This window comes from Kitasatospora sp. NPDC001309, assembly GCF_042896295.1.
GTDB lineage: Bacteria > Actinomycetota > Actinomycetes > Streptomycetales > Streptomycetaceae > Kitasatospora.
On the sequence record NZ_JBIAXC010000002.1, the window covers coordinates 287,242 to 313,023 of the forward strand.

Genomic DNA, 25,782 nt, shown 5'->3' on the forward strand with positions numbered 1-25,782 from the left:
CGGCCTACTGAGCCGACCGGGCTGACGCTGCGTCACTCCATCGGGTGCGAACCGGACCCGTTCGAGGGAAGGCGCTCGCGCCCGTCATCGCGATCATCCTAATTTGGGGCCCCCGGAAGGGTGATCGACGTCCGCGTGGGCGGGCGTCTGCGACACGGCGTGCGGATCAGTCCCCCTCCCGGGGGAGAGCCACCAGTGCGTCTGCCACCCGTCCGCCGACCGGTCGCCCGGATCGGCCTCACCCTGGTCCTGCTGGCCGCCGGAGCTGCGCTCGCCGCCACCCCGGCCGCGGGCGGACCGCCCAGCGCCGGGCCACCCAGCGCAGGACCACCGGGCCGGACGGCCTCCGTCCTGCTCGAACTCGACACCGAGGCGGCCGGACCGGCCTGGCGCAGCGCCGCCGACGGCGCCCGGCGGGCCCGGCGCTCGCCGGACGCCGTCCGCCGGGAGGCCGCCCGGGCGGGCGCCGCCCAGCGCTCCCGGGCCGGGGACGCGCTCGACCGGCTGGCCGGGGCCGTCCACCGGTCGGCGCCCGCCGCCCGCGAGCTCTACCGCACCCGCACCCTGCTCACCGGCCTGGCGGTCAGCCTCCCCGCCGACCGGCTGCCCGCCCTGCGGGCGCTGCCCGGCGTCCGGGCCGTCCACCCGATCGTGAACAAGCAGCGCGACAACGCCTACTCCGTCCCGCTGACCGGAGCCCCCCAGGTCTGGTCGGGCGACACCGCGCCGGACGGGAACACCGGCCGGGGCGTACGGATCGGCATCATCGACAGCGGCATCGACTACACCCACGCCGACTTCGGCGGCCCCGGCACCGAGGAGGCCTTCCGCTCCGTCGAGCGCGGCAAGCCCGCCCCGGCCGCGCTGTTCCCCAACGCCAAGGTGGTCGGCGGCAAGGACCTGGTCGGCGACGACTACAACCCCGACCCGGCCGCCCCCAACCACCAGCCGGTGCCGCACCCCAGCGACAACCCGCTGGACTGCGTGCGCAACGGGCACGGCACCCACGTCGCCGGGACGGCCGCCGGGTACGGCGTCACCGCCGACGGCCACCCGTACGCCGGCCCGTACCGGCCCGGGCTCGACCCGGCCTCGTTCCGGATCGGCCCCGGCGCCGCCCCCGGCGCGCAGCTCTACGCGATCCGGGTGTTCGGCTGCGACGGCTCCACCGACCGGCTCGCCCAGGCCCTCGACGTGGCCGCCGACCCGAACGGCGACGGCGACCTCGGCGACCGGCTCGACGTGGTCAACCTGTCGCTCGGCAGCCGCTTCGGCAGCCCCGACGACGCCGACGCGCTGGCCGTCGACCGGCTCGCCGAACTGGGCACCGTGGTGGTCGCGGCGGCCGGCAACGAGGGCGACGTGTACGGCATCGGCGGCAGCCCCGGCACGGCCGTGCGGGCGGTCACCGTCGCCGCCTCCGTGCACGGGCACGCCGACGTGGACGGCATCACCGTGCTCGCCCCCACCGCGCAGGCCGGGGTCGTCCCCGGCCACTGGAGCGAGCGCTACCAGGGCTGGAGCACCACCGAGGTGACCGGCGGGCTCGCCGTGCCCGCCGACCAGGCGGACGGCTGCACCGAGTTCAGCGCGGCCGACCAGCAGCGCCTCAAGGGCCGGATCGCGGTGCTCACCTGGAACACCCGCGACCCCGACCGGGCCTGCAACTCCGGCCCGCGGGCCGACCACGCCGCCGACGCCGGGGCGATCGGCGCGCTCTACGCCGCGGACAGCGACCACCTGGCCGAGATCTCCGGCAACGACCGGATCCCGGCCGTCCTGCTCGGCCGCGCGGACGGCGAACGGCTGGTGAAGGCCGCCGCCGACGGCGACGTCCGGGTCCGGCTCGCCGCGCCCGGCAATCCGCTGCACGGCTCCGTCGCGCGGAACCAGCCGGCCCGGGTCGACACCCTCACCGACTTCACCTCCCGGGGCATCGGCCTGCCCGGCGTGGTCAAGCCCGACCTCGCCGCCCCCGGGGAGACCATCTGGTCCGCCCTGGTCGGCAGCGGCACCGGCGGCCAGCGCGAGAACGGCACCTCGATGGCCACCCCGCACGTCGCCGGACTGGCCGCGCTGGTCCGCGCCGCCCACCCGGACTGGCCGGTCGAGCAGGTCAAGGCCGCCCTGATGAACACCAGCACGGACACCTACCTGGGCGACGACCGCAGCGGGCCGGTCTACGGCCCCGAGCGCACCGGCGCCGGGCGGGCCCGGGTCGACGGAGCGGTCCGCACCCCGGTGGTGGCCTACGCGGCGGGGGAGGGCGCGGCGCCGGGCGGCGTCGGGGTCTCCTACGGGCCGGTCGAGGTCGGCGGGCCGACCGCCCTGGTCCGCGAGATCGAGCTGGCCAACCACGCCTCCGCGCCGCTGAGTTACCGCACCGGCTACGCGGCCGCCACCGAACTGCCGGGCGCCGCCTTCGAGGTGAGCCCGGCGCGGGTGGAGGTGCCGGCCGGCGGCACCGCGCGGGTGCGGGTCACGCTGTCCGTCCCGGGGCGGCTGGGGCGCACGCCCGATCCGACCATCGACACCGAGCAGGGCGGCCGGGCCCGCAGCTACCGGGGCGAGCTGTCCGGCCGCGTGCTGCTCAGCCCGGTCACCGACGGGGCCCTGCCGCAGCTGCGGGTCCCGGTGTTCGCCGCCCCGCGCCCCACCGGCGACCTCGGCGTCACCGCCTCCGCCCGGACCCCCCGGGACGGCACCCTGGTCACCCTCGGCGGCAGCGCCGCGCCGGGCGCGGCACCCGGACTGGTCAGCGCCTTCGCCCTCGGCGGCGAGGGCGCCCGCTGGCCGGACTGCCGACCCGGCGACGGCAAGGCCGTCGGCCCCGGCGCGGGCGTCCGGCCCGAGGACGCCGGGGAGTCGGCCGAGCCGCCCCAGGAACTCTGCGTCGAACACCCCGGCGACCGGGTCGCGGACCTGCGGGCCGTCGGCGCGGCCGCCGACTCCGACCTGCTGTACGTGGGAGCCCGGCTGTGGGCCCCCGCGGCCACCCCGGTCGGGCTGTACGGGGTGCGGGTGTCGCTGGACACCGACGGGGACGGCGTCACCGACGTGATCCTCAAGGCCGACCGGCTGCGCGGCAGCGACGTCCTGGTCTCCCGGGCCCTGGACGCCCGCACCGGCGCCGAACTCGACGTCCAGCCGCTGAACGCCCGCTGGGGCGACACCGACACCGAGCTGCTGGACAGCGACGTGGTGGTGCTCCCGGTCCGGCTGGGCGCCCTGCCCGGCGTCGGGCCCGGCCACAGCACCGTCCGGTACGGGGTCTGGACCGGCGTGGCCGCCTCCGGCACGCCCGACCCGGCCGACTCCTTCTCCTCGATCGGCCTGCGCGGCACCCGTCCGACCGTCCCGCTGGACGTCCTGCACCCGGCCCTCACCGTGCGGTCCGGCCTCGCCGGTCCGGTCGCGATGGTCACCCCGGCGGGCCCCGGCACCTTCCTCGACGTGCACCGCGCGCCCGGCGACGGCTCCCGGCTCCTGCTGCTCTACCACCTCAACCCGGCGGACCGCCGGGCCCAGGTGCTCGACCTGCCGTGACCTGACGTCAGGGCCCGAGGGGCGGCCCGCCGGAACCCCCGGCGGGCCGCCCCTCGCCCCTGTCCGCCCCTGGCGTCGTCCGCTCAGTCCCGTGCGGCCAGTCGGCGTTCGCGGCGCGGGACGCGGGTGGGGCGGCGGGAGAGCCGGGCGAAGACCGCGACCAGGACGAACACGGCGGCGGTGCCGGAGGCGACGGTGAGGCCCTCGGTGAGGCCGGGCGGGCGGAACGCGCAGGAGACCCGGCCGGCGCCGCCGCCGAGCGGGACGCCGATCATGCCGAGGACCGGGGTGGGCACCACGTGGGCGCCGCCGTCGACGGCGCAGGTCCAGCCCTCGGTGGCGGGGACGGAGAACAGCGCGGTGCCGGTGGAGCCGGCCGGCAGGGCGGCGGTCAGGGTGTGGCCGCCGGCCTCGACCCGGGTGGCGCCGGCGGCGGTGAGCCGGGTGACGGCGGCCGCCAGGGCGTCGGCCCGCAGGCAGCCGATCGGGCGGGCGGGGACCTGGCTGACCACGTCCGAGCGCAGGGTCACCCGGACCGTGCCGTCGGCCGGGACGGTCCCCAGCCGGTGCACGGGCACGGCCGTGGTGGGCTGCTCGCCGTCGCTGCGGAAGTCGGTGCCCAGGCCGCTGACCGTGCCGCGGTACCAGAGCGGGTGGACGTACGCCGTCGAGCCCGGGGTGCAGGCGGCCGTGAACACCGTGCCCTCCGCACCGCCCGGCACCGACCAGCCGCTGGTGCCGTGCAGGGTGGGCGCCGGGCCGCCGGCCGGGACGGGCAGCGGGGCGTCGTACACCTGGCTGCCGAGCAGCGACTCCTGGCGGGACCAGACCGAGGAGGTGGCCGTCCGGGCGCCCGGCGGCAGCACGGTCACCAGGGGCGGCGCGGGGGCCCGGACGGCGGTGAAGCCCGGGGGCCGCGGTGCGTCGTCCAGGTGGGCGCCGACCCCGAACAGCGCCTGGCCGACCGGGTCGGTGACGCCCCCGGTCTGCCGCCCGCCGGCCGTCCAGCCCGCGCCGAGGTCGTGCAGCAGCAGGGCGGCGACGGTCGGCAGGTAGCCGCTGGAGTAGCCGCCGCCCTGGCCGTTCAGCAGCAGCGGGTCGTTGGGGGTGAAGGCGTGCGGGCCGGGGTCGCTGCGCAGGTCCGGCCAGTCGGCGCCGGCCCGCACCGCGGCGTGCCCGGCCCGGACGGCGGCGGGGGAGACGCCGTCGTCGGGGGCCGCGCCGAGCGCCGCGTACCCGGACCAGACGGCGTTGCCGAGCACCGCGCCGCCGATCACCCAGGTGGCCAGCGCGGTCACCCGGCGGTCGGTGTGCCGGCGGTCCAGCGCCGCGAGCGCGGCCAGCAGGACGGCGCCGCCGACCCCCAGCAGCACCCAGGTGGAGGCGTGCACCGAGCCCCGGGCCGCCGCCAGCGCGGCGATCGTCGCGGTCAGCGCGGCGCCGCCCAGCAGGGTCACCCGGTCCGGCCGGTGCGCGAGCGACACCCAACCGGCCAGCACCAGCAGGCCGCTGAGCACGAAGGAGACCCGGTACGGCCCGCCGGCCGGGATCGCCAGGCCGTGCCAGACCAGCACCGTCGGGGTCCAGACGAAGCTCAGCACCACCAGCAGCAGCGCCGCGCACCAGACCGCCCGCTCGCGGACCCGCACCCGGCGGTTGAACGGCAGCCCGCACACCAGCAGCAGGCCGAGCACCCCGATCGCCACGTCCGGAAGCGGCCGCCCGCCGGTGATGGCGGGCAGCAGCTGGGCGAGGTGCCCGTCCAGTCCGGACGGGCCGAGCGGCTGCACCGGGGACTCCGGCTGGGCGCCGCGCGCGGCCCGCACGGCGACGAACAGCACGGGGGCGGCGAGCAGCACCCCGGCGGTGGTCAGGGTGACCGCCCGCCCGGTCGCCCGGACCCGGTGCCGGAACGGGCGCGGGGTGGCGAACAGCCGTACGGCGAACAGGAGTCCGGCGATCAGGGTGGCCAGCGCCGCGGTGTAGAGGTTGCCCGCCCAGGCGAGCGCCACGCACAGCGCGCCGGCCACCCAGCGGCGCTCGTGCAGGCACCAGTCCCCGACCAGGCCGAGCAGCGGCAGCGAGACCAGGCCCCACAGCCACATCGGCGCCCCGCCGCCGATGTCCAGCACCCAGGCGCAGAGCCCGTACCCGACGGCGGCGAACACCCGCAGCCACCGGGGGCCGGGGTGCAGCCGGCCGAGCAGGTGGGCCATCAGGGCGGTGCCGAGGCCGATGGTGGCCAGGGCGACCAGGAAGACGGCGAGGTGCCCCTGGTCGCGGGGGAGGAGCGCGGTCGGCCAGGAGAACGGGTTCATCAGGTAGGCGAAGAAGTCCGCCAGGAACGGGACGCCGTAGCCGCTGTTCCAGTTGAACAGCAGGTCCCCGGTGGCCTGCCCGTGCAGCAGGTCCCACAGGTGCGCGTGGTACGGCACGGCGATCGCGTCGGCCCCGCCCGGCCACCGCCCGCGCACCGCCGCCGCCAGCGCGAAAGCGCCCGTCGCCAGCCCGGCCGCGGCCCCGCAGACCAGCACCTCCCGCCGCCGTTCGGCCTTCACCCACGCGCCCCGTTCTGCCAGGAATCCCGGACCCCGCCACCCTAAGCGCGCCCCCGGCGCACCTCCCGCCACCCGCGCCCCCTCAAAGGGGTGACGCGCCGTCGGGAAGCCCCGGGATCCTCCGCACGAGTCCGAATGCTGGACGTGAGGTGTCAGCCCCTGGGACGGCGGAGTAGGGTCCGAGCATGTCTCGCACCATTCGTCTCGCAGTTGTCCCGGGTGACGGCATCGGCCAGGAGGTGGTGGCCGAAGGCCTCAAGGTCCTCGGCGCCGTGCTCCCCGCCGACGTGAAGCTGGAGACCACCGAGTACGACCTCGGGGCCCGGCGCTACCACCGGACCGGGGAGACGCTGCCGGACGACGTGCTGGCCGAGCTCAAGGCCTTCGACGCGATCCTGCTCGGCGCCATCGGGGACCCGAGCGTCCCGTCCGGGGTGCTGGAGCGGGGGCTGCTGCTCAAGCTGCGGTTCGCCTTCGACCACCACATCAACCTGCGGCCGGGCCGGCTCTTCCCCGGGGTCGCCTCCCCGCTGGCCGGTCAGCCGGCGATCGACTTCGTGGTCGTCCGCGAGGGCACCGAGGGCCCGTACGTCGGCAACGGCGGCTCGCTGCGCACCGGCACCCCGCACGAGGTGGCCACCGAGGTCAGCCTGAACACCGCGTACGGCATCGAGCGCGTGGTGCGCGACGCCTACCGCCGGGCCCAGGCGCGGCCGCGCAAGAAGCTCACCCTGGTGCACAAGAACAACGTGCTGGTGCACGCCGGGCACCTGTGGACCCGGATCTTCGCCGAGGTCGGCGCGGAGTTCCCCGAGGTCACCACCGACTACCTGCACGTCGACGCGGCCACCATCTTCTTCGTGACCCAGCCGGAGCGCTTCGACGTCATCGTCACCGACAACCTGTTCGGCGACATCCTGACCGACCTGGCCGCGGCCGTCACCGGCGGCATCGGCCTGGCCGCGAGCGGCAACATCAACCCGAGCGGCGAGTTCCCGTCCATGTTCGAGCCGGTGCACGGCTCGGCGCCGGACATCGCCGGCCAGGGCAAGGCCGACCCGACCGCCACCGTGCTGTCGGTCGCCATGCTGCTGGAGCACCTCGGCTTCGCCGCCGAGGCCGCCCGGGTGGAGGCCGCCGTCGCGGCGGACCTCGCCGAGCGCTCGGGCGCCCGGTCCACCTCCGAGGTCGGCGACGTGCTCGCCGAGCGAGTAGCCGGCTAGGCCGGCCGGAACCCGAGCGGATCCGGCCGGCCGGGCCGCTCCGCATAACCGCAGCTTGCAGCTCCCCAAGGAGCGGGCAGCTGTTCGGCACGGCCCTCTGGATGCGAGTATCGACAGTGGGCCGTGCCGTTGTGCGTTCGTTCCGGCGTTGGAGAGCCGTAACGTTCCTTCGGCGGTGGCGGCCCGAACGAACCCCACGGTGAAGGAAACAGCCATGAGCACGCCCACCCAGGCGCCCATCACGTTCGACCTCAAGCCCTCCGCCCACCCGCTGTCGGCAGCGGAGCGCCAGGCCCGGCTGACCAACCCTGGCTTCGGCCGCGTCTTCACCGACCACATGGTCACCGTCAGCTGGACCGAGGGCCGTGGCTGGCACGACGCGCAGCTGGTCCCGTACGCGCCGGTGGAGATGGACCCGGCGAACATGACCCTGCACTACGGCCAGGCGATCTTCGAGGGCCTCAAGGCCTACCGCCAGGCCGACGGCTCCATCGCGACCTTCCGCCCCGAGGCCAACGCCCTGCGCTTCCAGGCCTCGGCCCGCCGTCTGGCGATGCCGGAGCTGCCGGTGGAGGCCTTCGTCGAGGCGGTCGAGCTGCTGGTCCAGCAGGAGCGGGCCTGGGTCCCGAACGAGCCGGAGCAGAGCCTCTACCTGCGCCCGTTCATGTTCGCCACCGAGGTCGGTCTGGGCGTCCGTCCGGCGAACTCCTACCTGTTCATGATCATCGCCTCCCCGGCCGGCGCCTACTTCCCGGGCGGCGTCAAGCCGGTCTCGGTCTGGCTCTCCAAGGAGTACGTCCGCGCCGCGCCCGGCGGCACCGGCGCCGCCAAGTGCGCGGGCAACTACGCGGCCTCGCTGGTCGCCCAGGCCCAGGCCGCCGAGAAGGGCTGCGACCAGGTGGTCTGGCTCGACGCCGCCGAGCACCGGTGGGTCGAGGAGATGGGCGGGATGAACCTGTACTTCGTCTTCGGCGAGGGCGCGGACGCGAAGATCGTCACCCCGGAGCTGTCCGGCGCCCTGCTGCCCGGCATCACCCGCGACTCGCTGCTCCAGCTCGCTGCCGACCTGGGCTACGCGGTCGAGGAGCGGAAGATCTCCACGGACGAGTGGCAGCAGGCGAACGCCGACGGCACCCTCACCGAGGTCTTCGCCTGCGGTACCGCCGCCGTCATCACCCCGGTCGGCTCGGTGAAGTCCGCGGCCGCCGACTGGACCGTCGGCACCGGCGAGCCCGGCCCGGTCACCATGGAGCTGCGCAAGGCCCTGCTGGCCATCCAGGGCGGCCAGCGCCCCGACACCCACGGTTGGCTGCACAAGATCGTCTGATCCCACGGACGCCGGGCACCCCCTCCGGCCTGCCCCGTTCCGCATCGCGAGACGGGCGGGCCGGATCCCGGAGGCTGTGCCAAGCTACGGGCGTGTCCTCGCTTTCGCTGATTATTGGCAGCAGGCGCGCCGGTCCGCAGTGACCGCTCCCGCACGACCCGATGCGGAGCGACCACGAGCGTCCAGACCCGCGCGCAGACCTCTCGCACCCGCGAGGGGTCTTTTTGTTTCCTCGGACCGGCCGACGGCCCCCACAAGGGGCCCGGGGACACCGGGGCCGCGCGCGGGATCCTGGACAGTGGAGCCGGGACGAGAATCCGGCAGAGCAGTACGAACCTCCCCGAACGGAGAACCAGGGGTCATGACCGAGGTCAGCCGTACCGACGACAGCTTCCACGTGTTCGACACCACCCTGCGCGACGGCGCACAGCGCGAGGGCATCAACCTGACGGTGGCGGACAAGCTGGCCATCGCCCGGCACCTGGACGAGTTCGGGGTCGGCTTCATCGAGGGCGGCTGGCCCGGGGCCAACCCCCGGGACACCGAGTTCTTCGCCCGCGCCGCCGCCGAACTGGAGCTGCGCCACGCCCGGCTGGTCGCCTTCGGCGCCACCCGCCGGGCCGGCGGCAAGGCCGCCGAGGACCCGCAGCTGGCCGCGCTGGTCGCCTCCGGCGCGCCGGTGGTCACCCTGGTGGCCAAGGCCCACGACCGGCACGTCGAGCTGGCGCTGCGCACCACGCTGGACGAGAACCTGGAGATGATCCGGGACAGCGTCGAGTTCCTCCGCGGCCAGGGCCGCCGGGTCTTCCTCGACTGCGAGCACTTCTTCGACGGCTACCGGGCCAACCGCGAGTACGCCCTGGCCGTGGTGCGCACCGCGCACCGGGCCGGCGCGGACGTGGTGGTGCTGTGCGACACCAACGGCGGGATGCTGCCGGCCGGCGTCCGGGACACCGTCGCGGACGTGATCGCCGCGACCGGCGCCCGGGTCGGCATGCACGCCCAGGACGACACCGGCTGCGCGGTGGCCAACACCCTGGCCGCGGTGGACGCCGGCGCCACCCACGTGCAGTGCACCGCGAACGGCTACGGCGAGCGGGTCGGCAACGCCAACCTGTTCCCGGTGGTCGGCGCGCTGGAGTTGAAGTACGACCGCCGGGTGCTGCCCGAGGGCCGGCTGGCCGAGATGACCCGGATCTCGCACGCGATCGCCGAGCTGGTCAACCTGGCCCCGTCCACCCACCAGCCGTACGTCGGCTTCTCGGCCTTCGCCCACAAGGCCGGCCTGCACGCCTCGGCGATCAAGGTCGACCCGGACCTGTACCAGCACACCGACCCCGAACTGGTCGGCAACACCATGCGGATGCTGGTCTCCGACATGGCCGGCCGGGCCTCGGTGGAGCTCAAGGGCAAGGAGCTGGGCTACGACCTCTCCACCGACCGCGACCTGGCCGGCCGGGTGGTGGCCAAGGTGAAGGAGCAGGAGAACCTCGGCTACACCTACGAGTCCGCCGACGCCTCCTTCGAGCTGCTGCTGCGCGACGAGGTGCGCGGCAGCCGGGACCGCTTCTACCGCCTGGAGTCCTGGCGGACCATCAGCGAGCAGGGCCCGGGCGGGGTCTCCGGCAACGAGGCCACGGTGAAGCTGTGGGCCAAGGGCGAGCGCCGGATCGCCGTCGGCGAGGGCAACGGTCCGGTCAACGCGCTGGACCAGGCGCTGCGGACGGCCCTGGAGGGCACCTACCCGCCGCTGGCCACCTTCGAGTTGGTGGACTACAAGGTCCGCATCCTGGAGGGCCAGCACGGCACCGGCTCCAAGACCCGGGTGCTGATCGAGTCCACCGACGGCACCGCGAGCTGGTCCACGGTCGGTGTGGCCGACAACGTGGTCGCCGCCTCCTGGCTGGCCCTGGAGGACGCGTACACCTACGGCCTGATCCGGGCCGGGCTGGAGCCGGAGGAGCGCTCCGAGCCGTCCGCCTGACCGCTCCCGGCCCGACGGCGGCCCGCCGGACCCGGAGCGGGTCCGGCGGGCCGCCGTCGCGAGGTCCTGCTGCCGCGGGGCCCGGGCCGTGGGCCCCGGCCGTCGCGAAGTCCCCGGCCCGTCAGCGGAGTCGGGCGAGGAGGGCGTGTTCGACGAGGGTGATGAGGGCGCTCTTGGCGCTGTCGCGTCGGCGGGCGTCGAGCGTGATGACGGGGGTGTCGGGGCCGAGTTGGAGGGCTTCGCGGACTTCGTCGCCGGTGTGGGGCTGGTGGCCGTCGAAGCCGTTGAGGGCGACGACGAAGGGCAGGCCGCTGTTCTCGAAGTAGTCGAGGGCGGGGAAGCAGTCGGCGAGGCGGCGGGTGTCGACGAGGACGACGGCTCCGATGGCGCCTCGGACGAGGTCGTCCCACATGAACCAGAAGCGGTCCTGTCCGGGGGTGCCGAAGAGGTAGAGGATGAGGTCTTCGTCGAGGGTGATGCGGCCGAAGTCCATGGCGACGGTGGTGGTCGTCTTGCCGGAGACGTGGCTGATGTCGTCGATGCCGGCGGAGGCCGAGGTCATGACGGCTTCGGTGCGCAGGGGGTTGATCTCGGAGACGGCGCCGACGAGCGTGGTCTTGCCGACGCCGAAGCCGCCGGCGATGACGATCTTCGCGGAGGTGGTGGCGCGGGTGGGGGCGGCCGCGTTAGAGCTTGCGAAGTCCACTGAGGACCCTTTCGAGCAGCGTGACGTCGGGCTGGTTTCCGGATTCGCCCCCGGAAGCGGGCTGGTGGATGGCGACGAGGCCGGCCTCGGCCAGGTCGGCCACGAGGATCCGGGCGACTCCCAGGGGAAGTGAGAGCAGCGCCGAGACCTCGGCGACGGACTTGACCTCCGTGCACAGCGTGCAGATCCGCTGGTGCTCGGGGAGGAGGGTGGACAGGCGCTGCGGATCGACGTCGGCGGAGACCAGGGCCTCCAGCGCGAGTTCGTAGCGGGGCCGGGTGCGACCACCGGTCATGGCGAACGGTCGGATCAGCGGGCCGGAGTCCTGCTCGTCCTCGAACTCCTCGACGTACCCGGGCTCCTGGGCCGGCCGGTGGCCGGGGGCCTGGGCGGGCACCTGGCCGGGCGGCGTCGGGTGGCCGGGCGGCGGGGTGTCGAAGGCGGGCTGCGGCCGGGCGTACGGGTCGTACTGCCCGTACTGCTCCTCGGGCCGGGCGTACGGGTGCTGCTGGGGCTGCCCGTACTGGTGCCGACCGTACTGCTGACCGTGGCCGGCGCCGGGTGCTCCGAAGGCGTCGTGGCCCGTGCCAGGGTACGGAACGCCGTACTGGCCGCTGCGGTCGTCGGGCGGTGTCACGGTTCCTCTCCTCACAAGGTGCGGCGGTGCGGTGCGGGCTTCGGTACGAGTCCGGAGCCGGTGGTGCGAAGGCCGTACAACGTCCGAACCCGAGCCCGCCGAAGCGGGCCCGGGAAGGACGCGGAGGTACTTCGAATACCTGGACGGTATCCGACGAACCGTCAGTGCAGGAGACTGCCCTGGAGTTCTGCGCGGAGCGCGGGGGTGAGGACGGCGCCGGCCCGGTCGACGAGCAGGGCCATCTCGTACCCGACCAGACCGATGTCGGAGTCGGGGGAGGCGAGCACCGCGAGGGCGGAGCCGTCGCTGATGGCCATCAGGAACAGGAAGCCGCGCTCCATCTCGACGACGGTCTGGTTGACCTCGCCGCCTTCGAAGATCCGGCTGGCGCCGGAGGTGAGGGAGGTGAGGCCGGAGGCGACGGCGGCGAGCTGGTCGGCGCGGTCGCGCGGGAAGCCCTCCGACATGCACAGCAGGAGGCCGTCCGCCGAGACCACCACGGTGTGGGACACCCCGGGGGTGTTGTCCACGAAATTGGTGATCAGCCAGTTCAGGTTCTGTGCGGCCTGGCTCATCTGAGTCAACTCAACGCTCCTGGTGGTTCGAGCCGCCGAAGAGATCGGTGCTCCGGTTCTGTCCGTTGCCGGACTGGTCTACCTGATCGGGGTCGATCCGGAAGCTTCCGGTGTTGCCGGCGCTGCGGCCCTGCTCGACGCCGCGGCGCAGGTTGGTGAGGCGGCCACGGACCTCCTCGGGGCTGCGGGAGACCTGCGGCCCTTCCTGCGGGGTCGGCTTGGCGTTGCCGGGCACCAGGTTCTGCTTGGGCACGCGCCGGGGCAGTCCGGCCCCGGTGGTGCCGGCGGACGAGGGCTCGCGCAGCTGCTCGGCCCGCTGCCAGTCACCGTCGTTCGGCGACTGCCAGGGGGAGGCGGTCGGGCCGGTCGGGCCGTAGCCGCCCAGTGCGGACACGTCGTGGCCGCGGGACTCGACGGGCGCCGAGGTGTCCTTGGCGCCGGCGAACCAGTTCGGGGTGTCCCCGGACGGGGTCAGACCGACCGGGGCGCTGCCCGGGCCGCCGCCCGCCAGCTGCTGGCCGGGGCGGCGCTGGGGCAGCCCGGACGGCAGGGTGGCGGCGGGGGCCGGCGCGGGCTCGGCGGTGGGCAGGGCGGGCGGCTCCGGGGTGTACGGGTGGCCCGCGGGGGCCTCCACGGCCTGGTGGCCGTAGCCGTCCTGGGCGTACTCGTCCTGCTGGTAGCTGTTCTGGTCGTAGCCGTAGCGGTCGTCGGCGTAGCCGTCCTGCTGGTAGCCCTGCTGCGGGTACTGGCCGTAGCCGTCCTGGGCGTACTCGTCCTGCTGGTAGCTGTTCTGGTCGTAGCCGTACTGCTCGTCGGCGTAGCCGCCCTGCTGGTAGCCCTGCTGCGGGGCGTACTGGTCGTAGCCCTGCTGGTAGTCCTCCTCGACCTCGGCGTCCAGCACCTGCTCCTGCGGGCCGCCCTCCAGGGCCGCGCGGCGGACCTGGTCGAGGCGCTGCGAGCGCTGGACGGCCTCCAGGGCCGGGCTGAACCCGGAGGAGCCGGCGTTGCCGATGCCGGTGAGGTGGTCGTCGAAGCCGAGCTCGGCGGCGCTGCGGCCGCCGTTGTCCGGGGCCCACTCGGCGGTCGGCTCCTGGTCGGCGAAGATCCGGGAGACGGTGAACTGCTCCTCCGGCTCCGGCGCCATCGCGGACTTGGTGACGAACGGCGGGAGCATGACGAGCGAGGTGGTGCCGGCGGACTCGCCGGACGGGCGGAGCTGGACGCGGACGTCGTGCCGCTGGGAGAGCCGGCCGACCACGAAGAGGCCCATGCGGCGGGAGATGGTGGCGTCGACCGTGGGCGGCTCGGCCAGCTTCTCGTTGATCTCCGCGAAGTCGTCGGCGGTGAGGCCGATGCCCTTGTCGTGGATCTCGACCAGCACCCGGCCGTCCGGCAGGCGGGTCGCGTTGACCAGCACCCGGGTCTGCGGGCTGGAGAACGAGGTGGCGTTCTCCAGCAGCTCGGCGAGCAGGTGGACGAGGTCGGTCACGGCGGCGCCGACGACCTCGACCTCGGGGATGCCGGACAGCTCGACGCGCTCGTACTGCTCCACCTCGGAGGCGGCGGCGCGCAGCACGTCGACCAGCGGGACCGGGGTGTTCCAGCGGCGGCCGGCCTCCTCGCCGGCGAGGACGAGGAGGTTCTCACCGTTGCGGCGCATACGGGTCGCGAGGTGGTCCAGCTTGAAGAGGTTCTCCAGCTGGTCCGGGTCGGCCTCGTTGTTCTCCAGGTCGGTGATCAGTGCCAGCTGGCGCTGGATCAGGCCCTGGCTGCGGCGCGACAGGTTGGTGAAGATCGCGTTGACGTTCCCTCGCAGCAGGGCCTGCTCGGCGGCGAGCGCCACGGCCTGCTGGTGGACCTGGTCGAAGGCCCGGGCGACTTCGCCGATCTCGTCCTTGCCGTGCAGCGGGATCGCGCTCACCGAGGTGTCGACCCGGTCCGGGTCGGTCTTGGAGAGCTTCTCGACCAGGTCCGGCAGGCGGTGGTCGGCGATCTCCAGGGCGGCGCTGCGCAGGGTGCGCATGCCGAGGATCATCGAGCGGGCGACGTAGCCGGTGAGCAGGCCGGCCAGGATCAGTGCGGCGACGACGATGACCGTGTTGAGGATGGCGTCGTAGAGCGCGTTGTCCTTGAGGTTGCGGGAGTCGGTGAGGACGGCGTCCAGCAGCGCGACTTCGGTGTTCCGCAGGGCCTGGATGTGGGTTCCGGCGGCCTGGTTCCAGTTGTCCGGGGTCAGACCGGAGTTCTTGGCCTCGGCGTACGCGGCGTCGGCGGCGGCCTTGCCCTTCTGCTGGCCGATGGCGGCGGCCTCGGCGTAGTTGGCGGCCAGCGCCAGCAGGCCCCCCATGGTGGGCGCGGTGCCGTTCGGCATCTTGTACGCCGAGCGGTCCTGGGCGGTGGCCAGGGCGACCTGGGCGTCCGCGTACTTGCGGGCGTCCTCGGGGGCGGCACCGGTGTTGAACTCGGAGAGCGAGACCTGTTCCAGCTTCTCCGCGACCAGGATCTGCTGGGTCATGTCCTGGTTCTCGTAGCGCGTGGTCACGCCCTGCGAGGCACCGACCAGCAGGCTCAGCATCAGCGAGCGCTGGGTCGAGGCGGAGGCCTTGGCCAGCGACATCGCGTAGATCGCGCGGCCCTTGCTGGTGGCGTTGGCGGAGCCGTTGCCGACCGAGTTGTCGTAGGCCAGCAGCGGCGCGAACATCGCCGAGTAGGCGCTCGCGGTGGCGCTGGCGAACAGCTCCCTGCCGTACGCGACCTGCCGCAGGTGCGGGAGGTCGACCACGAGGGTCTGGAAGGCCTCGTGGCGGCGCGGGAGCTCGCCGGACTTGTCGGAGGCGTCGTACGCGGCGTTGTAGGCCTTGAGCGCGGCGTCGGTGTCGGCGCGGCGCTTGGCGACCTCGTTGTTCGGGTCCTGCCCGGTGAGCAGGGGTATCAGGGTCTTGTCGCGCTCGTTCTCGAGCGCCTCGGCGAGTTCGGTCGCCGCCTTGGCGAGCTCGGCGGTCTTCTCGGCCTTGGAGGCCTTGATGTAGCCGTCGACCGAGGTGTTCACTCGCAGACCGCCGAAGACGAGACTGATGATCACGGGGATCAGCAGGATCGCGATCAGTCGGGTCGGCACGCGCCAGTTGCGCGGACGGAGGAAGTCGTACCGGCTGGACGGCCCGCCTTCGCCGGACTGACCCGCCGCACCCGTGCGCGGCTCCGTGGAGGCCGTCGGGGGCTTGGGGGCCGGGGTGGTCTGGGGACGCTCCTCGGTGGGAGTGAACGCGGAGAATCCGGCCGGTTCCGCGGCGCCGCCGTTCGGCGCGCTCTGGCGGGGCTCGGAGCGCCGCTGCGGGGCGGGTTGCTGCTTACGCCTCACTCGACTACTACCTCTCGGCCGACTTGCCGGCCATGGATCAATCCAGCGCTACCCCCGGGGCCCTGGCCCGCCGCCGGACGGCCGGAGCGGGATGTTCAGGGGTAGCTGGAATTTCAGCACGTGCAGGGATGGGGGACAAACAGCCGTCGCAAGGCACCCGCGTCGGAACAATACGGACAATCAACGACATGACGGAGCAAAACCGTGGTGATCTGGCGCTGAGTGACGCTGATTCGCCACGCTGCGTCATTGTTGATCACAAAATGCCTACCGAACTGTTATCCGCTGCTTATACACGGGTCTTGCGCGCGGCCCCGGGAGGACACCGGCCGGTAAAGCACCGCCGCCCCGGCGACCCGTCAGTGTGACGGTTCGCCGGGGCCGCTCGGTTCCCGCGGGTGCTCGCGCGCCCACCGGTGCCCGTGTGCCCGGCTCGTCAGCGGAGTCGGGCGAGGAGGGCGTGTTCGACGAGGGTGATGAGGGCGCTCTTGGCGCTGTCGCGTCGGCGGGCGTCGAGGGTGACGACGGGGGTGTCGGGGCCGAGTTGGAGGGCTTCGCGGACTTCGTCGCCGGTGTGGGGCTGGTGGCCGTCGAAGCCGTTGAGGGCGACGACGAAGGGCAGGCCGCTGTTCTCGAAGTAGTCGAGGGCGGGGAAGCAGTCGGCGAGGCGGCGGGTGTCGACGAGGACGACGGCTCCGATGGCGCCTCGGACGAGGTCGTCCCACATGAACCAGAAGCGGTCCTGTCCGGGGGTGCCGAAGAGGTAGAGGATGAGGTCTTCGTCGAGGGTGATGCGGCCGAAGTCCATGGCGACGGTGGTGGTCGTCTTGCCGGAGACGTGGCTGATGTCGTCGATGCCGGCGGAGGCCGAGGTCATGACGGCTTCGGTGCGCAGGGGGTTGATCTCGGAGACGGCGCCGACGAGCGTGGTCTTGCCGACGCCGAAGCCGCCGGCGATGACGATCTTCGCGGAGGTGGTGGCGCGGGTGGCGGCGGCCGCGTTAGAGCTTGCGAAGTCCACTGAGGACCCTTTCGAGCAGCGTGACATCGGGCGTTCCGCCCGACTCGCCCGCGGCGGCGGGCTGGTGGATGGCGACGAGACCGGCCTCGGCCAGGTCGGCCACGAGGATCCGGGCCACACCGAGCGGAACGCCGGCCAGTGCGGAGATCTCCGCGATGGACTTGACCTCGCGGCAGAGACCGACGATCCGGGCGTGCTCGGGCAGCAGCCCGGTGGTGCGCTCGGCCGAGCCCGTGGTCGAGATCAGGGCCTCGATCGCGAGCTGGTAGCGGGGGCGGGTCCGGCCGCCGGTCATCGCGTAGGGGCGGACCAGCGGCTGCTGCTCGTAGCCGTCGGACTGCTGCCCGCCGTAGCCGCTGCCGTACCCGTTGCCGTACGAGCCGGCGGGTGTCGAGGGCGGGGTCATGGGTCCTCCTTGTGCTGCGGCCTTGGGCAGCCGGTTCCAGCTGGGGCGGTGCCAGCTGAGGCGGGATCAGCTGCCTGAGGGTAGCTGAGGGTGAGGCGCCGGGTCCGGTCGGGTCGGACCCGGTGCGGGGTGGAACGGTGGATGGTCCGCGTGGGTTCCGGTCAGTGCAGGAGACTGCCCTGGAGTTCCGCGCGGAGTGCGGGGGTGAGGACGGCGCCGGCCCGGTCGACGAGCAGGGCCATCTCGTACCCGACCAGACCGATGTCGGAGTCGGGTGCGGCCAGGACGGCGAGGGCGGAGCCGTCGCTGACGGCCATCAGGAACAGGAAGCCGCGCTCCATCTCGACGACGGTCTGGTTGACCTCGCCGCCCTCGAAGATCCGGCTGGCGCCGGAGGTGAGGGAGGTGAGGCCGGAGGCGACGGCGGCGAGCTGGTCGGCGCGGTCGCGCGGGAACCCCTCGGACATGCACAGCAGGAGGCCGTCGGCGGAGACCACCACGGTGTGGGACACCCCGGGGGTGTTGTCCACGAAGTTGGTGATCAGCCAGTTCAGGTTCTGTGCGGCCTGGCTCATCTGGTTCAACTCAACGCTCCTGGTGATCTGCGCCGTTGCCGTCGCTCCGGCCACCGAAACTATCGAATCCGGGCTGCTGGGCACCATGCTGGGAGCCCGGCTGGTTGGCGGCCTGCTCGGCCCCGGCCCGCCGGCCCTGCTGGATGCCGCGGCGCAGGTTGGTCAGGCGGCCGCGGACCTCCTCGGGGGCCCGGGAGACCTGGGGACCGGTCAGCGGCGAGGCCTCGGCGGTGCCGGAGACCAGGTTGGCCTGCGGGGTCCGCCGGGGGAGGCCGGACATGGTGACCCCGCTGGTCGAGGGCTCGCGGACCTGCTCGGCACGGCGCCAGCGCTCGTCGTTCGCGGACGGGCGCCAGGGCGCGTCACCGACGCCCGGCTGCGGCGGCTGCGGCTGGCCCTGCGGGGCCTGCTGCTGGGGGGCCTGCTGGGCCTGCGGGGCCTGCTGCCGGGGCGCCTGGCCCTGGGGGGCCTGGGGGCGCTCCTGCCGGGGCTGCTGCTGCGGGGCCCGCTGCGGCCGGCCCGGCTGCTGGAGGTCCGGCTGCTGGATGTCCGGCGCGGAGGTGCCGGGGCGGCGCGGCTGGTACGAACGGGGCCGGCCCTGCGGCTGGCCGTCGGCCTGCTGCGGGTACCAGGGCTGCTCGCCGGTGGCCTCGGACGGGCCGGTCGGCAGGGCCATCGGCTCCTGGCGCTGCGGCTGCTGCGGCGCCTGCTGCTGCGGGGCCGGCTGCGGCTGCTGGGGCTGCGGCTGGGCCGGGCCCGGCACGTTCGGCAGCACCGGCTCCACCAGGCCGAGGCCCAGCGGGTCCCGCGGGTCGATCTGGCTGGCCTCGAAGCGCGGCCGGGCGAACTGCTGGGTGCTCTCCACCGACGCCGGCTCGGCCGACGGCAGCGGCTGGGGCTGCTGCTGCGGGGGCAGCTGGGGCTGGGGCTGGCGGCCCTGCTGGGGCGCCTCCGGGCCGGGACGCTGCGGGCGGCGCTGGCCCTGCGGACCCTGAGGCCCCTGGGGGCCCTGCGGACCGGGCCGGCCCGGCTGACCCGGGCCCTGCGGGCCCTGCTGGCCGGGGGTGCGCTGCGGCAGGCCGTCCTGCGGACGGTTGCCCGGACGGGCACCCTGCTGCGGGGCGCCGGGACCGCCGGGGCGGCCGTGCTGCGGCTGCTCGCCGGTCCGCGGCGCGGGAGCGCCCGGAGCACCGTCGAACTCGCCGCCGGGACGCGGACGTTCCTGGCCGGGGCGGCCCTGGCCGCGGCGCGGCAGGCCGTTCGGGCCGCCCTGCGGCGGGCCCTGACGGCCGGGGGAGCGCTGCGGCAGCGCGCCCTGCGGCGCCTGCTGCGGCTGGCCGGGGCCCTGCTGACCGGGGCCCTGCTGACCGGGCTGGCCGGGGGCCTGCTGGCCGGGTCCCTGCGGGCCCTGACCCTGCGGCGCCGTGGCCGGTCGGCCCTGGCCGCGCCGGCCCGGCTGACCCGGGCCCTGCGGGCCCTGCTGGCCGGGGGTGCGCTGCGGCAGGCCGTCCTGACCGGACCGGCCCGGAGCCTGCTGGCCCTGCGGGGCCGGGGGGGTCTCGCGCAGCGACTGGCCGACCTGACGGGTCGGCAGTCCGGCCGGCCCGCCGGTCCGGCCGCCGGGCGCACCCGGGCCGGTCGGCGCGGCGGGGGCGGACGGACCGCCCTGGCCGAGCTGCGGACGGCCGCCCTGCGGGGCACCGCCCGCCGGGCCCTGGCCGAGCGCGGCCGGGCCGCCCTGGCGGGCGGGCGGCACCTGGCGCTGCTGGCGCGGCGTCGGGGCGGCCCCGCGCTGCTGCTTGCCCGGTGCGCCGGGGCCGGGACGGCCGCCGGGGCCGCGCCGGTCGGCGGAGTTGGTGACGTCGACCGGGAGCATGACCAGCGCGGTGGTGCCGCCGGAGTCGCTCGGACGCAGCTGGATCCGGATGCCGTGTCGCAGGGACAGGCGGCCGACCACGAAGAGGCCCATGCGGCGGGAGACCGAGACGTCCACCGTCGGCGGGTTGGCCAGGCGCTCGTTGATCTCGGCCAGGTCGTCCGGGCTGAGGCCGATGCCGGTGTCGTGGATCTCGACCAGCACCCGGCCGTCCGGCAGGGCGTGGCCGGTGACCCGCACGCGGGTCTGCGGGCTGGAGAACGAGGTGGCGTTCTCCAGCAGCTCGGCGAGCAGGTGGACGAGGTCGTTGACGACGCGGCCGGCGACCTCGGCCGACGGCACGGCGGCGAGTTCGATGCGCTCGTACTGCTCCACCTCGGAGGCGGCGGCGCGGAGCACGTCGACCAGCGGGACGGGGCGGGTCCAGCGGCGGCCCGGGTCCTCACCGGCGAGGACGAGGAGGTTCTCGCCGTTGCGGCGCATGCGGGTCGCGAGGTGGTCGAGCTTGAACAGGTTGGCCAGCTGGTCCGGGTCGGCCTCGCGGCTCTCCAGCTCGGAGATGAGCGACAGCTGGCGCTGGATGAGGCCCTGGCTGCGGCGCGAGAGGTTGGTGAACATCGCGTTGATGTTGCCGCGCAGGAGGGCCTGCTCGGCGGCGAGGCGGACGGCCTCGCTGTGCACCATGTCGAACGCGTGGGCCACGTGGCCGATCTCGTCGGTCGAGTCGACGGCGACCGGCTCGACCGTGGTGTCGACGTCGTGCGGGTCGCTCTCGGAGAGCGTCTTGACCAGCTCGGGCAGGCGGCGCTCGGCGACGTCCTCGGCCGCGGTCTGCAGGCGGGTCAGCGAGCGCACCATCGAGCGGGCGATCAGACCGGCGCCGCCGAGGGCGATGATCAGGGTCAGGGCGACGGCGGCACCGATGATCAGGGCCTCGGTGTCGGCCTGGGACTGGAGGTCCTGGGCCTTTCCGTCGAGGTCCTCGATCAGCTTGGCCTCGATCCGGCGCTCGGCCGTGATCTTGGTGGTGGCCTTCTCGTACCAGTCCTTGTACGAGACCGCCTCGGTCTGGTGGATGCCGCCCGGCTGGAGGATCGAGCGCGAGTAGCGGTCCGCTTCGGCGATGACGTTGTTGTAGCTCAGCTGGCCGCGCAGGTTGTCCAGGTCGTGCGAGGTGTAGATGTTGTTGAAACTGGTCAGCGCGTTGTCGTACGTGGTGCGCAGGCGGATGCCGAAGGACTCGTCGCTCGCGCTCAGGTCGGGGGCCTTGGGGTTGCCCAGACCGGCGCTGATCAGCGCGCGCTGCTGCGAGGTGGCGTCCTTGGCGAGCGAGAACTGCTGCAGCGCGCGGGTGGCGATGAGCAGGTCCTGGTTGTTCGAGGCGAGCGCGATGTCCTGGGTGATGCCCAGGAGGTCGCGGATGATCACGTCGTACGCGGTGATCGTCGCCTGGATGTTCTGGTTGTTCTGGTACGGCGTGTTGCGGGCGTCCGCGATCGAGTTCAGGTCCTTGCGGATCTGGAACAGCAGCGCCTTCCCGCCGGAGAGCTGGAGGTTCTCGAACTTGTCGGAGGAGGCGGTGAAGGTGCGGCTGAGGTCGTCGGTGCTCTTGCGGGCGGCGACGATCTCGTCGTCCAGCGGGTCGTTCGGCCGGTTGGTGATGTAGCCGGCGCTGATGTCGCGTTCGGTCTGCAGGGCGTCCGCGAGGTTGGTCGCCTTCTTGGCCAGGTCCGACAGGTTGGCCATCTGGGCGAGCTGCTGCGAGTTCTGCATCGAGGTCTGGATGCGCAGGCCGCCGAGGACCAGCGAGACCATGACCGGCAGCGCGAGCAGGGCGATCAGTCGGGTGCGGATGCGCCAGTTGCGCATCGCGAGCCGGCTCAGACCGGTGGCGCGGCGCCTGGTCAGGGTGGTCCGGAGCTTGTCCCGGGCGGACTTCCGTTCCTGGCCGTCGTCGTCCGGCCGGGCGAGGGCCTCGGGCGTCACGGGGTCGGTCGGGCCGCCGGGGGCCGCCGCCTGTTGAGGGGCTGCCACGGGCTCGCGCGACTCCGGGTTACCCGCGGCGCCGCTACCCCTTTTGAAACGTCCCTGCACTGGCGTCGCAACCTCTGGACCGGGCGTCCCGCCGCGTCGCCACGGCCTGGACGGTGTCGAGTTTCCTTCCGCACCCCGGCCGGTCCGGGAGAGCGGGTCGCCGGGGTGGACTGCTCCCTACCCACGGTCCGTGGCATTCCAGCACAGCGAGGGAATCCCAACAAGGGCCGCCGGAACCGACGGTCGGGTACTACCGACCGCATGCGTGATCTCACTGACTGTGCGGTAACCGGACCGGAATACCGCCTTTTTCGGACACTCGCCGGATACATGCCAACGTGGCCGGAGATCGACAAGAGTCGCAGACCTGCCGGAATGACCGTTCCGGGCGAATTGTCGGGAAATTCCGATCCGGCAATATGTCGGATATTCGTGATTTGTGCGTCAATTTGTGAGCAAAATCACAGGTGAATGTGTAGCTTTGGTCACGGCCCGTATGGAAAGAGATCTCGTAACCTTGGCTGTCTCCTGAGCACGGCCCCGATCAGCCTGCCCAGAACCCCTCCGAATCAATCGGAATCACGCAGGCCGGTGCGGATCCCTGGCGGACCGCCCGGCCACGACCACGAGGTGCTCTCGATGTCCCTGGCGAAGAAGGCCACCAAGTCCACGCTGTCCTGCCGCTCCACGGCGAACCCGCGCCGGACCACGCTGGCCTCGGTCGAGGACTTCAGCAGGATCCCGGGTGCCCGCAAGCCCGAGGACGTCGTCACCTACGGCACCGAGCTGCCGGCCGTCACCGCCAACCCGCGCCGCGTCCAGCTGATGGTCGCCCCCGTCATCACCCCCCGGGACTGATCCCGCCCCTGGCGCGACCCGAGGGCGCCGTCACCGCGAACAGCGGTGGCGGCGCCCTCGTGCGTCCCGGGTCGGGGCCCTCCCGCCCCGACCGCGCTGAACAGGGCCGAAGGGGTCGCGGGAGGCCCCACGCGATAGCCTGGGCGCGATTGACGGGGCCGCGCCCGTGGCGGGCGGGGCGCCCAGCAGCGCCCGGGGGCGCCCCGGGCGGCCGACGAAGCGAGGGGTAGCCCAGCCGTGCGCATTGCCAGGTTTTCCGTCCGGGAGGGGAGCCCTGCCGCCGGCAGCGTTTCCTTCGGCGTGGTCGAGGGGGATCCGTCCCGGCCCGACTCGCTGGTCGTGCACGAGCTGGCCGGTCACCCGTTCGGCCAACCCCAGCCCACCGGTGAGAGCTACCGCTTCCAGGACGTCCGGCTGCTCAGCCCGATGCTCCCCAACAAGATCGTGGCGGTCGGCCGCAACTACGCGGCGCACGCGGCGGAGCTGGGCAACGACGTCCCGGACGTCCCGCTCACCTTCTTCAAGCCGTCCACCTCGGTGATCGGCCCGACCGAGAACATCGCGTACCCGCCGTTCTCCTCGGACGTCCACCACGAGGCCGAACTCGCCGTGGTGATCGGCCGGATGTGCCGCGAGGTGCCGCTGGACCGGGTGCCCGAGGTGATCCTCGGCTACACCTGCGCCAACGACGTCACCGCCCGGGACGTCCAGCAGCGCGAGGGCCAGTGGGCCCGGGCCAAGGGCTTCGACACCGCCTGCCCGCTGGGCCCGTGGATCGAGACCGACCTCGACCCGTCCGACCTGGCGATCACCTGCACGGTCAACGGCGAGCTCCGCCAGACCGGCCGCACCTCCCTGATGATCCGCTCGGTCGCCGAACTGGTCGTCCACATCTCCGAGGCCATGACGCTGCTGCCCGGCGACGTCATCCTCACCGGCACGCCCGCAGGGGTGGGCCCGCTCAACGTCGGCGACGAGGTCGCCGTCTCCATCGAAGGCATCGGCACTCTCGCCAACAAGGTGATCAAGCGTGGCTAACACTGACCCGGCCGTCCGGGTTCGCTTCTGTCCGTCCCCGACCGGCAACCCCCACGTGGGCATGGTCCGCACGGCCCTGTTCAACTGGGCCTACGCCCGCCACACCGGCGGCAAGCTGGTCTTCCGGATCGAGGACACCGACTCCGCCCGCGACTCCGAGGAGTCGTACACCCAGCTGCTGGAGGCCATGAGCTGGCTCGGCCTGGACTGGGACGAGGGCCCGGAGGTCGGCGGCCCGCACGCGCCGTACCGCCAGTCGCAGCGGATGGACATCTACGCCGACGTCGCCCGCCGCCTCCAGGAGGCCGGCCACGCGTACCACTGCTACTGCAGCACCGAGGAGCTGGACGCCCGGCGCGAGGCCGCCCGCGCGGCCGGCAAGCCCTCCGGCTACGACGGCCACTGCCGCGAGCTGACCGAGGAGCAGGTCGCCGTCTACAAGCTGGAGAAGCGCGAGCCGATCCTGCGCTTCCGGATGCCCGACCGGACCATCTCCTTCGACGACCTGGTGCGCGGCACGCTCACCTTCGAGCCGGAGAACGTCCCGGACTACGGCATCGTCCGCGCCAACGGCGCCCCGCTGTACACCCTGGTCAACCCGGTGGACGACGCCCTGATGGGCATCACCCACGTGCTGCGCGGCGAGGACCTGCTGTCCTCCACCCCGCGGCAGATCGCGCTGTACGCGGCGCTCGCCGAGATCGGCGTCGGCGAGGGCGCCACCCCGCGCTTCGGCCACCTGCCGTACGTGATGGGCGAGGGCAACAAGAAGCTCTCCAAGCGCGACCCGCAGTCCTCGCTCAACCTGTACCGCGAGCGCGGCTTCATCCGCGAGGGCCTGCTCAACTACCTGTCCCTGCTGGGCTGGTCGCTGGCCGAGGACCGCGACCTGTTCGACATGGACGAGATGGTCGCCGCCTTCGACGTGGCCAAGGTGAACTCCAACCCGGCGCGCTTCGACCTCAAGAAGTGCGAGGCGATCAACGCCGAGCACGTCCGCCGGCTGGCCCCGGAGGACTTCGTCCGCCGCCTGGTGCCGTTCCTCCAGGGCCCCGGCCTGCTGCCGGCCGAGCCGACCGCCGAGCAGCTGGACCTGCTCGCCCGGATCGCGCCGCTCACCCAGGAGCGGATGGTCGTGCTGAGCGAGATCGTCAACATGGCCGGCTTCCTGTTCGTCGACCCGGCCGACTTCGCGGTGGACCCGGACGACGCCGCCAAGGTGCTGACCGCGGACGCCGGTCCGGTGCTGGAGGCCAGCGTCAAGGCGCTGGAGGAGCTCGCGGACTTCACCCCGGAGCCGATCCAGGCCGCGCTGCGCGAGGCCCTGGTGGAGGGCCTGGGCATCAAGCCCAAGTTCGCCTTCACGCCGCTGCGGGTGGCCGTCACGGGCCGCCGGGTCTCGCCGCCGCTGTTCGAGTCGATGGAGCTGCTCGGCCGCCCCGAGACGCTGCGCCGGCTCCGTTCCGCCCTGGACGCGCTGCCGACGGCCTGAACGGCCCGCGCAAGCGCCTCCTGAGCAGCCCGCGGGCCCGGCTCCGTGCCGGGCCCGCGGCGCACCCGGAGGTCATCGGACGGCCTCCCCACCGCTGCCTGCGGTTATCGATTTTGGAGCCAGGGCAGACGTCGGGTAATGTTCTTTCTGCGCCGCCCGGGAGGGAACGGACGAGGGAGCGAAAGCCCCTCGGAACGGGACCGACCGAGAGGCGCAACGCCTGAGAGGGGCCCGCAGGGGTTCAACTCTGGTGGGGTATGGTGTAATTGGCAGCACGAGTGATTCTGGTTCATTTAGTCTAGGTTCGAGTCCTGGTACCCCAGCGCAGTACGATCGGCAACGGTCACCCAGCAGTACAAATGAAAATCCAAGCCCCCGTTGTGTAGCGGCCTAGCACGCTGCCCTCTCACGGCAGTAGCGCCGGTTCGAATCCGGTCGGGGGTACTGATCCCGCAAGGGATCGCCTGGAAAGCCCCCGTTGTGTAGCGGCCTAGCACGCTGCCCTCTCACGGCAGTAGCGCCGGTTCGAATCCGGTCGGGGGTACTGATCCCGCAAGGGATCGCG

General features: G+C 73.5%; 16 protein-coding genes and 3 tRNA genes. 10 read left to right on the forward strand and 9 right to left on the reverse strand.

What is annotated here, in order from left to right; all coding sequences use genetic code 11:
* Positions 1–195: 195 nt before the first annotated feature.
* Positions 196–3,546 (forward strand): S8 family serine peptidase, encoded by a 3,351-nt coding sequence (locus ACFY2K_RS03475; RefSeq protein WP_380532375.1) that lies wholly within the window; start codon positions 196–198, stop codon positions 3,544–3,546.
* Positions 3,547–3,629: 83 nt separating this feature from the next.
* Here the strand turns inward: ACFY2K_RS03475 and ACFY2K_RS03480 are convergent, their stop codons facing one another.
* Positions 3,630–6,104: a YfhO family protein gene (locus ACFY2K_RS03480; RefSeq protein ID WP_387709395.1), complete on the reverse strand. Its 2,475-nt coding sequence runs from the start codon at positions 6,102–6,104 to the stop codon at positions 3,630–3,632.
* 185 nt (positions 6,105–6,289) lie between these two features.
* Here ACFY2K_RS03480 and ACFY2K_RS03485 point away from each other — a divergent pair, with 185 nt between their 5' ends.
* The 3 genes from ACFY2K_RS03485 (at position 6,290) to cimA (ending at position 10,638) form a co-directional block, all read left to right on the forward strand.
* On the forward strand, positions 6,290–7,327 hold the full coding sequence (locus ACFY2K_RS03485; protein WP_375897202.1) for a 3-isopropylmalate dehydrogenase: 1,038 nt from the start codon (positions 6,290–6,292) through the stop codon (positions 7,325–7,327).
* 214 nt (positions 7,328–7,541) lie between these two features.
* The gene (locus ACFY2K_RS03490) at positions 7,542–8,654 is read left to right on the forward strand and encodes a branched-chain amino acid aminotransferase (protein WP_375897203.1); all 1,113 of its coding nucleotides are present in this window, start codon (positions 7,542–7,544) and stop codon (positions 8,652–8,654) included.
* A 361-nt stretch (positions 8,655–9,015) separates the two neighbouring features.
* Positions 9,016–10,638 (forward strand): citramalate synthase, encoded by a 1,623-nt coding sequence (gene cimA / locus ACFY2K_RS03495; protein ID WP_375897205.1) that lies wholly within the window; start codon positions 9,016–9,018, stop codon positions 10,636–10,638.
* Positions 10,639–10,759: 121 nt separating this feature from the next.
* Here the strand turns inward: cimA and ACFY2K_RS03500 are convergent, their stop codons facing one another.
* From ACFY2K_RS03500 to ACFY2K_RS03535, 8 genes are all read right to left on the reverse strand, one after another.
* Entirely contained in the window at positions 10,760–11,344 is a 585-nt protein-coding gene (locus tag ACFY2K_RS03500) for an ATP/GTP-binding protein (RefSeq protein WP_380409465.1), read from the reverse strand.
* A complete protein-coding gene (locus tag ACFY2K_RS03505; RefSeq protein ID WP_380525286.1) occupies positions 11,325–11,981 on the reverse strand; it encodes a DUF742 domain-containing protein in 657 nt (218 codons plus the stop codon). Before ACFY2K_RS03505 ends, ACFY2K_RS03500 begins: the two co-directional genes overlap by 20 nt.
* Before the next feature lie 161 nt (positions 11,982–12,142).
* On the reverse strand, positions 12,143–12,556 hold the full coding sequence (locus ACFY2K_RS03510) for a roadblock/LC7 domain-containing protein (RefSeq protein ID WP_097236138.1): 414 nt from the start codon (positions 12,554–12,556) through the stop codon (positions 12,143–12,145).
* Positions 12,557–12,566: 10 nt separating this feature from the next.
* Positions 12,567–15,917, reverse strand: coding sequence for a nitrate- and nitrite sensing domain-containing protein (locus ACFY2K_RS03515; protein WP_387709398.1), 3,351 nt, complete (start codon positions 15,915–15,917; stop codon positions 12,567–12,569).
* 436 nt (positions 15,918–16,353) lie between these two features.
* Entirely contained in the window at positions 16,354–16,938 is a 585-nt protein-coding gene (locus tag ACFY2K_RS03520; protein ID WP_380525284.1) for an ATP/GTP-binding protein, read from the reverse strand.
* Positions 16,919–17,344 carry a DUF742 domain-containing protein gene (locus ACFY2K_RS03525; protein WP_375891707.1) on the reverse strand — a complete coding sequence of 142 codons (426 nt, stop codon included), beginning with the start codon at positions 17,342–17,344 and terminating at the stop codon, positions 16,919–16,921. Before ACFY2K_RS03525 ends, ACFY2K_RS03520 begins: the two co-directional genes overlap by 20 nt.
* Before the next feature lie 161 nt (positions 17,345–17,505).
* Positions 17,506–17,919: a roadblock/LC7 domain-containing protein gene (locus ACFY2K_RS03530; protein ID WP_030248297.1), complete on the reverse strand. Its 414-nt coding sequence runs from the start codon at positions 17,917–17,919 to the stop codon at positions 17,506–17,508.
* Between the two features lie 10 nt (positions 17,920–17,929).
* Positions 17,930–21,829, reverse strand: a complete 3,900-nt coding sequence (locus ACFY2K_RS03535) for a nitrate- and nitrite sensing domain-containing protein (protein WP_387709400.1) — start codon at positions 21,827–21,829, stop codon at positions 17,930–17,932.
* Between the two features lie 639 nt (positions 21,830–22,468).
* Here ACFY2K_RS03535 and ACFY2K_RS03540 point away from each other — a divergent pair.
* From ACFY2K_RS03540 to ACFY2K_RS03565, 6 genes are all read left to right on the forward strand, one after another.
* Positions 22,469–22,687: a hypothetical protein gene (locus ACFY2K_RS03540; RefSeq protein WP_375891710.1), complete on the forward strand. Its 219-nt coding sequence runs from the start codon at positions 22,469–22,471 to the stop codon at positions 22,685–22,687.
* Positions 22,688–22,924: 237 nt separating this feature from the next.
* Positions 22,925–23,725: a fumarylacetoacetate hydrolase family protein gene (locus ACFY2K_RS03545; RefSeq protein WP_375891711.1), complete on the forward strand. Its 801-nt coding sequence runs from the start codon at positions 22,925–22,927 to the stop codon at positions 23,723–23,725.
* Positions 23,718–25,217 (forward strand): glutamate--tRNA ligase, encoded by a 1,500-nt coding sequence (gene gltX, locus ACFY2K_RS03550; RefSeq protein WP_380525281.1) that lies wholly within the window; start codon positions 23,718–23,720, stop codon positions 25,215–25,217. Before ACFY2K_RS03545 ends, gltX begins: the two co-directional genes overlap by 8 nt.
* Positions 25,218–25,468: 251 nt before the next feature.
* Positions 25,469–25,540: transfer RNA gene (locus tag ACFY2K_RS03555), tRNA-Gln, on the forward strand.
* A gap of 48 nt (positions 25,541–25,588) precedes the next feature.
* A tRNA-Glu gene (locus ACFY2K_RS03560) sits at positions 25,589–25,661 on the forward strand.
* A 27-nt stretch (positions 25,662–25,688) separates the two neighbouring features.
* Positions 25,689–25,761: transfer RNA gene (locus ACFY2K_RS03565), tRNA-Glu, on the forward strand.
* The last annotated feature ends 21 nt before the right edge of the window (positions 25,762–25,782 follow it).

Excerpts from the sequence above, each read along its gene's own strand:
- ACFY2K_RS03485 (WP_375897202.1), top strand. The coding sequence starts at position 6,290 with ATGTCTCGCACCATTCGTCTCGCAGTTGTCCCGGGTGACGGCATCGGC.
- ACFY2K_RS03490 (WP_375897203.1), top strand. The coding sequence starts at position 7,542 with ATGAGCACGCCCACCCAGGCGCCCATCACGTTCGACCTCAAGCCCTCC.
- cimA (WP_375897205.1), top strand. The coding sequence starts at position 9,016 with ATGACCGAGGTCAGCCGTACCGACGACAGCTTCCACGTGTTCGACACC.
- ACFY2K_RS03510 (WP_097236138.1), bottom strand. The coding sequence starts at position 12,556 with ATGAGCCAGGCCGCACAGAACCTGAACTGGCTGATCACCAATTTCGTG.
- ACFY2K_RS03525 (WP_375891707.1), bottom strand. The coding sequence starts at position 17,344 with ATGACCCCGCCCTCGACACCCGCCGGCTCGTACGGCAACGGGTACGGC.
- ACFY2K_RS03530 (WP_030248297.1), bottom strand. The coding sequence starts at position 17,919 with ATGAGCCAGGCCGCACAGAACCTGAACTGGCTGATCACCAACTTCGTG.
- ACFY2K_RS03540 (WP_375891710.1), top strand. The coding sequence starts at position 22,469 with ATGTCCCTGGCGAAGAAGGCCACCAAGTCCACGCTGTCCTGCCGCTCC.